Here is a 12,481-nt window from a genome sequence, read left to right on the forward strand (position 1 = left end):
TTAAAAAGTTAAATAATTTAGAAAAGGCAGAGTTTGGTTACTCTGCCTTTTTCTTTTACTTTTGCATCACAAAATAAAAATTATGCAAGCGCAAAGTTCCTCTATAGATTTTTTACCGATTATATTTCAAGTAATTGTTGCTTTAGGTTTTGTGGTAACCACATTGGTTGCTACCCACTTTTTAGGTCCAAAACGTAAAACAAGCGATAAGTTGGAAACTTTTGAAGCCGGTATCAAATCAGTAGGTAATGCACGCCAGCCTTTCTCCATTAAATATTTCGTAGTAGCCATCTTATTTGTACTGTTCGATGTAGAGGTTATCTTTATGTATCCCTGGGCGGTTAATTTCCGTACATTACGGATGGATGGAATGATCGAAATGTTCATTTTCATGGGTACATTATTGTTGGGCTTTATCTACGTAATCAAGAAAAAAGTCTTAGACTGGAACTAGTCAGTTGGCAGTTCCCAGTTCACAATTGGTAGATAATGGTTATCAGTTTAAAAACTTTAAACTGAAAATTGCCAACTGCAAACCGAATGTGTATCACTTACACTAACTTATAGCTGTTTTGGTTATTTAGAAAGGTTCTAAATCGAGTAAAGCTAGTTTGTTTGCCTTTAAAATATTGTAAATTTGTTGCTCATTCTGCAAAGGGATGAGCATTTTTTGTTTATAAACATGAGTGAAATTAATATAGTTGATGCGCCTCCAGGAATAGAAGGATCTGGCTTTTTTGCCACATCTCTTGATAAAGTGATAGGTTTGGCCCGCTCAAATTCATTATGGCCTTTACCTTTCGCCACTTCTTGTTGTGGAATCGAGTTTATGGCAACCATGGGCTCACATTACGATTTAGGTCGTTTCGGTGCCGAACGCTTAAGTTTTTCTCCCCGCCAGGCTGATGTTTTAATGGTTATGGGAACTATCGCTAAAAAGATGGCCCCGGTATTAAAACAGGTTTATATCCAAATGGCAGAGCCACGTTGGGTAATGGCTGTTGGTGCCTGCGCAAGTAGTGGTGGAATTTTCGATACTTATTCCGTATTGCAAGGTATTGATGAGGTTATTCCGGTGGATGTTTACGTTCCGGGTTGTCCGCCAAGACCTGAAGCCATTTTAGATGGTTTTCAACGTATTCAGGATTTAGTGAAAAGCGAATCAGGCAGAAGAAGGAATTCTGATTATTACAAAGAACTTTTAGGTCAATACGGCATTAAATAATGGAAGAAACGACACTAAATAACGATATCCACGTTAAGCTGACTGAAAAGTTTGGCGAAAAAGTTACTGCCGTTTCTGAGCCTTATGGTTTACTAACCTTTGTAACTTATAAAGATGTGATCATCAATGTGCTTTCGCATCTTAAAGAAGAATTAAAATTCAATTTCCTTACTGATATTACTGCAGTTCACTATCCGGGTAAAGATCATGGTATTGCAGTGGTTTACCATTTGCACAACATGGTAGAGAAAGTTAGGATCAGGATTAAGGTTTTCATTTCAGAACAAAATCCAACTATCCCTACAGCAACAACTGTTTGGAAAGGTGCCAACTGGATGGAACGCGAAACTTATGATCTGTTCGGGGTTAAATTTGAAGGTCACCCAGATCTACGCCGTATTTTAAATATGGACGACTTAGGTGTTCACCCGATGTTGAAACAATATCCATTGGAAGATCCAAACAGAGTAGATAAAAAAGACGAATTTTTTGGAAGGTAAATTATGAATCATAACCATCCGGTATTTACAGATAACGACCCGCAAAGTGAGCTGGTAACCTTAAACTTAGGTCCAACACACCCTGCAACACACGGCGTTTTTCAAAACGTTTTGCAATTAGATGGCGAACGTATTGTAAGCGGCGTTTCTACCATTGGGTATATCCACCGTGCTTTCGAAAAGATTGCGGAACATCGCCCATTTTATCAAATTACACCACTTACCGACCGTTTAAACTATTGCTCGTCGCCTATTAACAATATGGGCTGGCACATGACGGTTGAGAAGTTGTTAAATATTCAGATGCCGAAACGTGTAGATTACCTTCGGGTGATCGTTATGGAGCTTTCGCGTATTGCCGATCACATTATCTGTAATACGATTATTGGTCAGGATACCGGGGCAACAACTACTTTCTTATACCTTTTTCAGTTCCGTGAGCATATTTACGAAATCTTCGAAGAGGTTTGTGGGGCACGTTTAACCACAAATATTGGCCGTATTGGTGGGTTTGAAAGAGATTTCAATGATATCGCCTTTGCTAAAATCGATAAGTTTTTAAAAGAATTCCCTAAAGCGTTAAAAGAGTTCGAAAATCTGCTAACACGTAATCGTATTTTTATTGATAGAACGGCTGGTGTTGCAGAAGTAACCAAAGAAACTGCTTTAGAATACAGCTGGACTGGGCCGCTTTTGCGTGCTACCGGTGTAGATTACGATGTTCGTGTAAGCGATCCATATTCTTCATATCAGGATTTCGATTTTGAAGTTCCGGTAGGTACAAGTGGCGATATTTACGACAGATATTTAGTACGTAATGAAGAGATGTGGCAAAGTGTCCGCATTATCGAACAAGCACTTGTGAAGTTAAAAACAGAGCCAAAAGGTATTTTTCATGCCGATGTGCCTGAATTTTATCTTCCTCCAAAACAAGAAGTTTACAACAATATGGAAGCATTGATCTATCACTTCAAAATTGTGATGGGTGAAATTGATGCGCCAAAAGCAGAAGTTTATCACGCTGTAGAAGGCGGAAATGGTGAATTAGGATTCTATCTGATTAACGATGGAGGCCGTACACCATACCGTTTACACTTCCGCAGACCAAGTTTTGTAAACTACCAGATGTTTGCACCAATGAGCGAGGGCATGTTATTGTCTGATGCCATCATCAACATGAGTAGTATGAATATTATTGCAGGAGAATTAGATGCTTAAAGTAGAAGAACAAACACCTGTAGTGTTTTCATCAGAATTGCTGGCCAAATTTGATGAGGTAAAGAGCCGTTATCCGGCAGATAAGAGCAAATCAGCTTTGCTACCACTTTTGCACTTGGTACAGGCCGAATACCTTTGGGTAAGTACACCAGCGATGGATAAGGTTGCCGAATATTTAAATATTCAGCCCATTGAAGTGTATGAAGTGGCAACATTTTATACCATGTACTTTTTAAAGCCACAAGGCAAGTATGCTTTGGAGGTTTGCCGTACCGGGCCTTGTTGTTTGGTGGGTGCCGAAAAAATACTAAGCCACTTGGAAAACAAGTTAGGTGTTAAAGAAGGTGAAGTTACTGCCGATGGTTTATTCAGCTTTAGAGGGGTTGAATGTTTAGCGGCCTGTGGTTTTGGTCCGGTGTTACAGATTAGCCCGGAATATACTTTCTACGAAAACCTTACCGAAGCAAGTGTAGATAAATTGATTGAAGATTTGAAAAATAAGTCCTAAGTCGAAAGTCTTAAGTCTAGAGTCGTTTTGACTCATGACCATGGACTACAGACTACAGACGCTAGACTAATTAAAATGTCTCGAAAACTGTTACTTGAGCATATAAACGTACCGGGCATCAATACACTTGAAGTCTATCGCCAAAAAGGCGGGTACCGTGCTGTGGAAAAAGCCCTTAAAACTTTAACACCCGAAGAGATTGTTGAAGAAGTTAAGAAATCGGGCTTACGTGGTCGCGGTGGTGCGGGTTTCCCAACCGGGATGAAATGGAGCTTTTTGGCTAAACCAGAAGGTGTTGCACGTTATTTGGTGTGTAATGCTGATGAATCAGAGCCAGGGACTTTTAAAGACCGTTATTTGATGACTTATATTCCCCATGCATTAATTGAGGGAATGATCGTATCGAGTTTCGCATTAGGTGCGAAGGTTTCTTACATCTATGTTCGTGGTGAGATGATGCCTCAGATCCGCATTTTAGAAAAAGCAATTGCTGAAGCTAAAGCAGCCGGATGGTTGGGTAAAAACATTTTAGGAACAGGTTACGATTTAGAATTATATGTTCAGCCGGGTGGCGGCGCTTACATCTGCGGTGAAGAAACTGCCTTGTTAGAATCGTTAGAAGGCAAAAGAGGTAATCCACGGATTAAACCACCATTTCCGGCAATTGCGGGTTTGTATGGTTGCCCTACAGTGGTGAACAACGTTGAATCGATTGCTGCAGTGGTGCCGATTATTAACGATGGTGGCGATGAATATGCAAAAATTGGCATCGGTAGAAGTACAGGTACAAAATTAATATCCGCATCAGGTAATCTAGTAAAACCAGGCGTTTACGAAATCGAATTGGGTTTACCGGTAGAAGAATTTATTTATTCAGACGAGTATTGTGGTGGTATTGCCAATGGTAAACGTTTAAAGGCAACGGTTGCAGGTGGATCATCTGTGCCTATTTTACCTGCTAATTTAACCTTGAAATACGCTAACGGCGAACCTCGTTTAATGAGTTACGAATCGTTATCAGAAGGTGGATTTGCTACCGGAACCATGATGGGTTCAGGTGGTTTTATCGCTTTTGATGAAGATCAGTGTATCGTTAGAAATACCTGGAATTTTGCCCGTTTTTATCATCATGAAAGCTGTGGACAATGTTCACCTTGCCGTGAGGGTACTGGATGGATGGAAAAAGTGTTGCACAAAATCGAACACGGCCAAGGTAAAATGGAAGATGTTGATTTATTGTGGGATATTCAACGTAAAATTGAAGGAAATACAATTTGTCCGCTAGGTGATGCAGCAGCTTGGCCAGTAGCCAGTGCAATTCGTCACTTCAGAGATGAATTTGAATGGCACATTAAAGAACCGGTTAAAAGCCAGAGCCAAAATTACGGTATCGCAAATTATGCAACCCCGATTGAAAAAGCTCCGGTAACGGAAGAGAAATAGAATCTTAAGGTCGCAATTTGCGACCTTATAAAAATAACTTAACTCAATGAATATGTAAATGAAAGAAGAAATATCACCCGCAATCATCCCCAACGAAGTAATAGTTAATAAAATATATCTTTTTAGAGGAGTGAAGGTGATGTTGGATTCTGATTTGGCAGAGCTCTTTGGCGTTGAGACTAAGAAGTTGAAACAACAGGTTAGAAGAAATATAGAGCGTTTTCCAGAACACTTTATGTTCGAACTGACGAAAGAAGAAAATGAAGTTCTAAGGTCACAATTTGTGACCTTAGAACGAGGAAAATACTCAAAGTATCTTCCGTTTGCATTTAGCGAACACGGTATTTTACAACTATCAAACGTTTTAAAAAGCAAACAGGCGGTAGAAGTAAGTATTAAAATTATTGATGTGTTTGTACAGCTTAGAACGATGGTTTTAAGCAATACAGAAATAAGACTAGAAGTAGAAAAAATTAAAAAGAAAGTAGATAATCAGGATAAAAATATTGAAGTGATCTTCAGATATTTTGATGAACTACTGGAACAGAAAGAAAAGCCAAGGAAAGAAATTGGTTATAAAATCTCGAAAGAGAAATAATAAATTGTAAAAAAGATTGCTTCGTCCTTCGTAATGACGGTAGAAGTATAAAAAATAAAAGAATATCATTAACCATGAGTGAAAAAGTTAAGGTTACGATAGATGGGATAACAGTAGAGGTTGATAACGGAACAACCATTCTGAATGCTGCAAGGCAGATCGGAGGGGATATTGTTCCGCCAGCAATGTGCTATTATTCTAAATTACAAGGCAGTGGCGGTAAATGCCGTACCTGTATTGTAAAAGTGACTAAAGGTTCGGAGAAAGATCCTCGCCCAATGCCTAAGTTGGTGGCTTCTTGCCGCACAACTGTTATGGATGGGATGGAAGTGCTTAACATTACTTCACCAGAAGTTTTGGAAGCACGTGCAGGTGTTGTAGAGATCTTATTGATTAATCACCCCCTAGATTGCCCTGTTTGCGATCAGGCAGGAGAATGCGATTTGCAGAATTTGGGCTACGAGCATGGTTTGCAAAAAACACGTTATGAATTTGAGCGTCGTACTTTTGAGCGTATCGATATAGGGGATAAGATCCAGTTGCACATGAATCGTTGTATTTTGTGCTACCGTTGTGTTTTCACGGCCGATCAGATTACAAACAAACGTGTTCATGGTATCTTAAACCGTGGCGACCACTCCGAAATTTCTACTTACATCACCCAGGCTGTTGATAATGATTTCTCAGGAAACGTAATCGATGTTTGCCCAGTAGGTGCTTTAACCGATAAAACTTTCCGTTTTAAAAACCGTGTTTGGTTTACCAAACCAGTTGATGCACACCGCGATTGCGATCACGAAAAATGCAACGGTAAGGTAACACTTTGGTATAAAGGAGCAGATGTTTTACGTGTTACGGCACGTAAAGACCAGTTTGGAGAAGTAGAAGAATTTATTTGCAATACTTGCCGCTTCGATAAAAAAGCAACTGCTGATTGGGTAATTGAACATCCAACGCACATTGATGATACTTCGGTAATTGCATCTAACCACTACGAAACATTAAAACCTTTGCATGTTATTCAGCCAAATGAGGCATTACAAGCAGCAAATGAAATTGAATTACATAAAACAGTTAAATACTAATGGATAGCGCTTTTGTTATAGAAAAATTTATCCTGGTAGCTGTAATTTTCGGCATCAGTTTAGTTATTGCCATGTATTCTACTTATGCAGAACGTAAGGTTGCCGCATACTTACAAGATCGTTTAGGTCCGGATAGAGCCGGCCCCTTTGGTATTTTGCAGCCTTTGGCTGATGGTGTTAAAATGTTTATGAAGGAGGAAATTATTCCTACATCATCAAACCGGTTTTTATTTATCGCTGGCCCGGGTTTGGCTTTACTTTGTGCCTGTATTGGTACTGCGGTTATTCCATGGGGTAGCCCTGTTTTAATTGCAGGCAAAACTATTCCTTTGCAGGTTTCAGATATCAATGTTGGTGTTTTATACATTTTCGGAGTCGTTTCTTTAGGTGTTTATGGTGTAATGATTGGTGGATGGGCCTCAAACAACAAATATTCTTTGTTAAGTGCTATCCGCGCAGCTTCGCAAAACATCAGTTATGAAATTGCAATGGGATTATCGATCATCGCTTTGCTTTTAATGACCAATACCTTAAGCTTAAAGGAAATCGTTGATCAGCAACATGGCTGGAGATGGAATGTTTTATATCAGCCGCTTGGGTTTCTAATCTTTATGGTTTGTTCATTTGCAGAAACCAACCGTGCACCATTCGATTTACCTGAATGTGAAACGGAATTAATAGGTGGTTACCATACTGAATATTCTTCAATGAAATTAGGTTTTTACCTATTTGCGGAGTATATCAACATGTTTGTATCATCGGCAGTGATGGCAGCTTTATATTGGGGCGGTTACAATTACCCAGGCATGGATTCGATGGCGGTGTGGCTAGGTCCAACCTGGGCACCACTTTTTGGTACGGCAGTTTTCTTTGCTAAAATATGTGTTTTCATCTTTTTCTTCATGTGGGTACGTTGGACAATCCCTCGTTTCCGCTACGATCAATTGATGAATTTAGGTTGGAAAGGTTTAATACCTTTGGCTATTGCCAATATTATAATAACAGGGGTTGTGATTGCGATTATTGAGAAGTTTTAATTATGGAATCATTAAGTAATAAGAAAAAAGTACTGGAACAAAAGCCATTGAGCTTTATGGAACGGATGTACTTGCCGGCAATAGCTAAAGGTATGGGCATTACCATCAGTCACTTATTTAAAAAAGAGGCTACTATAAGATATCCTGAAGTAGAACGCGAATTCTCTACCAACTTTAGAGGGATGCACTCGCTAAAACGTGATGAGAATGGTAAAGAACGTTGTACTGCGTGTGGTTTATGTGCTTTATCTTGTCCGGCTGAAGCCATTACCATGATTGCAGCTGAACGCAAACCTGAGGAGAAAGATTTATACCGCGAAGAAAAATATGCAGCAACTTACGAAATCAATATGTTGCGTTGCATTTTCTGTGGATTATGCGAAGAGGCTTGTCCAAAAGAGGCAATTTACTTAGATGGACCGATTGTACCTGCTGATTATTTACGTAAGGATTTCATTTACGGAAAAGATAAGTTGGTAGAAGCTCCATTGGAAATGAAAAAATAAAATGATGGTTCGTGAAGACACGAACCATGGTAAATAATCTTAAGCCTCGGTTCGTGTCTTCACGAAACGAAAGATAATTAATGGTTTGTGGAGACACAAACCATGGAACATAAATAAACAATTAATTAATGAGTACACAAGTATTCTATTTCGTAGCCACATTAAGTATCATCTTTTCGCTGATGGTGATTTTTGCAAAAAATCCGATCCACAGTGTATTATACTTAATACTTACCTTTTTTACCTTCACTGTACACTATGTGCTATTAAACGCACAGTTTTTAGCGGTGGTAAACTTTATCGTTTACATGGGGGCCATAATGGTATTGTTCCTTTTTGTACTGATGCTACTTAACCTGAACAAAGAAACTGAACCGAGTAAATCGCCGCTGATCAAAATCGTAGGTGTAATTGCTGGCGGTTGTTTGGTTGTAACCTTAATCGGTTCTTTAAAATCAGCAAGTATTACCAGTCCATTGATTTTGAAAAATCCTGGATTAGGATTGGTAGAAAATCTAGGTAAGGAGCTTTTTGGGCCATTCTTATTGCCATTCGAATTGTCATCTCTGTTACTATTGGCAGCAATGGTTGGAGCTGTTTTATTATCTAAAAGAGATGAGGTAGAAGCATAATGGAAAATTTATTCACACAAGCAGCAGGCGTTCCGCTAAACCACTACATTTATTTAAGTGCCATTATTTTTTCTATCGGCGTTATAGGTGTACTTACCCGCAGAAATGCCATTGTAATTTTTATGTCGGTTGAGCTGATGCTAAATGCGGTTAATTTACTTTTAACAGCATTCTCGGTTCATAACAATGACCCATCAGGGCAGGTTTTCGTATTCTTCATTATGGCTTTGGCAGCTGCAGAGGTTGCAGTAGGCCTGGCAATTATCGTAATGGTTTATAGAAATACGAAATCAGTAGATATTAATGTTTTAAATCGCCTTAAGTGGTAAATATATAATAAGAATGACAATAGAACAATTGATTTGGTTGGTTCCGTTACTTCCTTTTTTAGGGTTTTTAATTAATGGGCTAGGCAGAAACTCTTTATCTAAAGGACTTGTTGGTATCATCGGAAGTGGGGTAATCTTAGCCTCCTTTATCATCAGCGTAGTTATTTTCTTTAGTTTACAAGGCGACACACAAAAATCTCACGAAGTATTTTTATTCGATTGGATCAGCGCGGGTGCATTACACATTCCATTATCTTTCCTGGTTGATCCTCTAAGCTCGATCATGCTTTTGATCATCACCGGAATTGGTTTCCTGATCCATTTATATTCCACCAGCTATATGCACGATGATGCAGGTTTCGGTAAGTTTTTCTCTTATTTAAACCTGTTTGTATTCTTCATGCTTTTATTGGTATTGGGATCAAATTACATCGTTATGTTTATCGGTTGGGAAGGCGTAGGTTTATGCTCTTACCTGTTAATCGGTTTCTGGTATACGAACAGTGCTTATGCTTCAGCAGCTAAAAAAGCTTTCGTAATGAACCGCATCGGCGATTTAGGCTTTTTGTTAGGCGTATTTTTAATCTTCACCACTTTTGGTAGTGTAGAATTTGCTAAAGTTTTCCCTCAGGCGGCTAACATGTTGCCCGGTAATGATACGCTGGTTTTAATTACCATCTTGTTGTTTATTGGTGCATGTGGTAAATCGGCTCAATTGCCTTTGTTTACATGGTTACCAGATGCAATGGCCGGACCAACGCCAGTTTCGGCTTTGATCCACGCAGCAACCATGGTTACAGCTGGTATTTATATGATTGCACGTTCTAGCGTATTGTTCGATCTTGCCCCGCTTACACAGCACATCATTGCCATTGTTGGAGCGGCTACAGCTTTAGTTGCAGCAATTATTGCTTTAACACAGACTGATATTAAAAAAGTGTTGGCTTATTCAACCGTATCGCAATTGGGATATATGTTTTTAGGCCTAGGTGTTGGCGCTTATACGGGTTCGTTTTTCCACGTATTAACCCACGCATTCTTTAAAGCACTATTATTCCTGGGCGCAGGTTCGGTTATCCATGCCATGCACCATGAACAAGATATGCGCCATATGGGCGGATTGAGAAAGAAACTTCCTGTTACTTTCTTAACTATGCTGATCGGTACCATTGCCATTGCAGGTTTACCACCGTTCTCTGGTTTCTTCTCAAAGGATGAAATTTTAGCACATGCTTTCCAGGCTAGTCCGATACTTTGGGGAATTGGGGTTTTAACCGCATTCTTAACTGCATTTTACATGTTCAGAATGATGTTCTTGACTTTCTCTGGCAAATACCGTGGAACACATCACGAAGAAAGCCATGTGCACGAATCGCCAACTGCAATGACCTTGCCTTTAATCATTTTAGCTGTTCTTGCAGCAATTGGTGGAGTAATTAATCTTCCTCATGTTTTTGGTGGAAACGAATGGTTGGCGCATTGGTTATCGGGAGCAGGAGTTGCACAGCATGAGTTGGAATTAAGCCACTCAACTGAATTTTCGCTAATGGGTGTTTCGGTAGCAGCAGCTGTAATAGCTTTATTATATGCTTACACCAGATATGTAAAGGGGGCACGCGTTCCTGTTGCTGATGAAGCACCGCGTTCTGCTTTAGCTAAATTGTCCTACAATAAATTCTACCTCGATGAGATTTATGATTTCCTGATCACTAAACCATTAGATGCACTTTCGAAATTCTTTTATAGGATTATCGATAACAAATTTATCGATGGAATTGTGAACGGACTGGGATGGAGCACAAACGAAGCCAGTAAAGGTATTCGTCTGTTACAAAGTGGAAACGTAGGTTTCTATATATTTATGATGGTATTTGGTATCATCGCATTACTTGCATATACATTTTATTACATATAAAAAGGGTTCAAAATTAAATAATGGAACAACTTTTACTACTTATATTTCTTCCGCTTGTAGGTGCAATTATTACTGCATTTGCTGGTAAGTCGGCTAAAATAGTTTCGACCGTATTTTCGGTTGTTTCTTTGGTTTTGACTTTGGTTATCGCCGGTAATTTCATTCCAAACGCAAGTACCCAGTTTGAGGTTAATTTGCCATGGATTGCAGATTTGGGCATTAATTTCCACGCAGGTATTGATGGCATTAGCATGCTAGTGGTATTGCTAACCAATTTATTGGTGCCGATCATTATTTTATCGAGCTACAACCACCAGTATGAAAATCCAGCTGCGTTTTATGCGTTGATTTTGTTTATGCAATGTGGCTTATTGCTGGTATTTACTGCATTAGATGCGTTCTTGTTCTATATCGGATGGGAAGCAGCACTAATTCCAATCTACTTTATTTGCGCCATCTGGGGAGGAAAAGACCGCATCCGTATCAACATGAAATTTTTCGTGTATACCATTGCAGGTTCGTTATTTATGTTGATGGGTATTATTTACCTATACCTTCAAAACCCAGCACACAATTTTGATATTCAAGCTTTCTACGCTTTAAACTTAGATAGTGCACAACAGGGATGGATTTTCTGGGCTTTCTTTATCGCTTTTGCTATTAAGATGCCAATTTTTCCTTTCCACACCTGGCAGCCTGATACTTATACCGCAGCACCTACACAAGGAACAATGTTGTTGTCGGGTATCATGTTAAAAATGGGTATTTATGGTGTAATTAGATGGTTATTGCCAATTGTTCCGGCAGGCGTTCACGATTGGGGCCAGGTGGCTATTATTTTATCAATCATTGGTATTGTTTACGCTTCACTGATTGCTTTTACACAGAAGGATGCTAAACGTTTGGTAGCTTATTCATCTATTGCTCACGTTGGATTAATATCAGCAGGTATCTTCGCTTTTAACCAGCAAGGTATGCAAGGTGCAATGGTACAGATGTTGAGTCATGGAATTAATGTAGTGGGGCTATTCTTTGTTTTAGATATTATCTTTTCCCGTGTTAAAACCAATAAAATTGAAGAGTTGGGTGGGATTGCGAAAGTAGCACCACGGTTGGCGCTTACTTTTCTGATCATTGTTTTAGGCACGGTAGCTTTGCCGGGAACAAACGGATTTATTGGTGAGTTTTTATTGCTAATGGGCGTTTACAACTACGGCATTTGGGCTGCAGCTATTGCAGGATTAACCATTATCTTTGGTGCGGTTTACATGTTACGCATGTACCAAAATGTAATGTTGGGCGAAACCAACAGCTTAACCATCACTTTTACCGATATTAAAGGGGCCGAAAAATTTGTTCTTTATACTATATGTGCATTAATTATTGTTTTGGGTGTTTATCCGAAGCCAATTTTGCACTTAACAGAGGCATCTGTACAACATTTATTAGAACAGGTAAATCAAAAATTAAACACAGTAAATTAAG

At 39.2% G+C, this 12,481-nt stretch carries 14 protein-coding genes; all 14 read left to right on the forward strand.

Annotated elements, in window-relative coordinates; all coding sequences use genetic code 11:
* The first annotated feature begins 82 nt into the window (after positions 1-82).
* The 14 genes from ACTJKN_RS12320 (at position 83) to ACTJKN_RS12385 (ending at position 12,480) form a co-directional block, all read left to right on the forward strand.
* Complete coding sequence (locus ACTJKN_RS12320; RefSeq protein ID WP_057931428.1) at positions 83-454, forward strand: NADH-quinone oxidoreductase subunit A; 372 nt, start codon at positions 83-85, stop codon at positions 452-454.
* 228 nt (positions 455-682) lie between these two features.
* Entirely contained in the window at positions 683-1,225 is a 543-nt protein-coding gene (locus ACTJKN_RS12325; protein ID WP_057931427.1) for an NADH-quinone oxidoreductase subunit B, read from the forward strand.
* Positions 1,225-1,725, forward strand: coding sequence for an NADH-quinone oxidoreductase subunit C (locus ACTJKN_RS12330; RefSeq protein WP_230142248.1), 501 nt, complete (start codon positions 1,225-1,227; stop codon positions 1,723-1,725). The genes ACTJKN_RS12325 and ACTJKN_RS12330 overlap by 1 nt, the downstream gene beginning before the upstream one ends.
* Positions 1,726-1,728: 3 nt before the next feature.
* Positions 1,729-2,943, forward strand: coding sequence for an NADH-quinone oxidoreductase subunit D (locus ACTJKN_RS12335; RefSeq protein WP_440825335.1), 1,215 nt, complete (start codon positions 1,729-1,731; stop codon positions 2,941-2,943).
* The gene (locus tag ACTJKN_RS12340) at positions 2,936-3,451 is read left to right on the forward strand and encodes an NADH-quinone oxidoreductase subunit NuoE family protein (RefSeq protein WP_440825337.1); all 516 of its coding nucleotides are present in this window, start codon (positions 2,936-2,938) and stop codon (positions 3,449-3,451) included. Before ACTJKN_RS12335 ends, ACTJKN_RS12340 begins: the two co-directional genes overlap by 8 nt.
* A 75-nt stretch (positions 3,452-3,526) precedes the next feature.
* Entirely contained in the window at positions 3,527-4,894 is a 1,368-nt protein-coding gene (gene nuoF / locus ACTJKN_RS12345) for an NADH-quinone oxidoreductase subunit NuoF (RefSeq protein ID WP_440825339.1), read from the forward strand.
* 58 nt (positions 4,895-4,952) lie between these two features.
* Positions 4,953-5,492 carry an ORF6N domain-containing protein gene (locus ACTJKN_RS12350; protein ID WP_440825341.1) on the forward strand — a complete coding sequence of 180 codons (540 nt, stop codon included), beginning with the start codon at positions 4,953-4,955 and terminating at the stop codon, positions 5,490-5,492.
* Between the two features lie 74 nt (positions 5,493-5,566).
* The gene (locus ACTJKN_RS12355) at positions 5,567-6,577 is read left to right on the forward strand and encodes a 2Fe-2S iron-sulfur cluster-binding protein (protein ID WP_029274750.1); all 1,011 of its coding nucleotides are present in this window, start codon (positions 5,567-5,569) and stop codon (positions 6,575-6,577) included.
* The gene (nuoH, locus tag ACTJKN_RS12360) at positions 6,577-7,614 is read left to right on the forward strand and encodes an NADH-quinone oxidoreductase subunit NuoH (RefSeq protein WP_440825343.1); all 1,038 of its coding nucleotides are present in this window, start codon (positions 6,577-6,579) and stop codon (positions 7,612-7,614) included. Before ACTJKN_RS12355 ends, nuoH begins: the two co-directional genes overlap by 1 nt.
* A 2-nt stretch (positions 7,615-7,616) precedes the next feature.
* Positions 7,617-8,120, forward strand: coding sequence for a NuoI/complex I 23 kDa subunit family protein (locus ACTJKN_RS12365; protein ID WP_025146332.1), 504 nt, complete (start codon positions 7,617-7,619; stop codon positions 8,118-8,120).
* Between the two features lie 128 nt (positions 8,121-8,248).
* Positions 8,249-8,752 carry an NADH-quinone oxidoreductase subunit J family protein gene (locus ACTJKN_RS12370; RefSeq protein ID WP_029274747.1) on the forward strand — a complete coding sequence of 168 codons (504 nt, stop codon included), beginning with the start codon at positions 8,249-8,251 and terminating at the stop codon, positions 8,750-8,752.
* Positions 8,752-9,081, forward strand: coding sequence for an NADH-quinone oxidoreductase subunit NuoK (gene nuoK, locus ACTJKN_RS12375; RefSeq protein ID WP_029274746.1), 330 nt, complete (start codon positions 8,752-8,754; stop codon positions 9,079-9,081). Before ACTJKN_RS12370 ends, nuoK begins: the two co-directional genes overlap by 1 nt.
* A 13-nt stretch (positions 9,082-9,094) precedes the next feature.
* Positions 9,095-10,996 (forward strand): NADH-quinone oxidoreductase subunit L, encoded by a 1,902-nt coding sequence (gene nuoL, locus ACTJKN_RS12380; RefSeq protein WP_440825346.1) that lies wholly within the window; start codon positions 9,095-9,097, stop codon positions 10,994-10,996.
* 20 nt (positions 10,997-11,016) lie between these two features.
* A complete protein-coding gene (locus tag ACTJKN_RS12385) occupies positions 11,017-12,480 on the forward strand; it encodes a complex I subunit 4 family protein (protein ID WP_440825348.1) in 1,464 nt (487 codons plus the stop codon).
* Position 12,481: the final 1 nt, after the last annotated feature.

The organism is Pedobacter sp. 22163 (assembly GCF_052045595.1).
Taxonomy (GTDB): Bacteria; Bacteroidota; Bacteroidia; order Sphingobacteriales; family Sphingobacteriaceae; genus Pedobacter.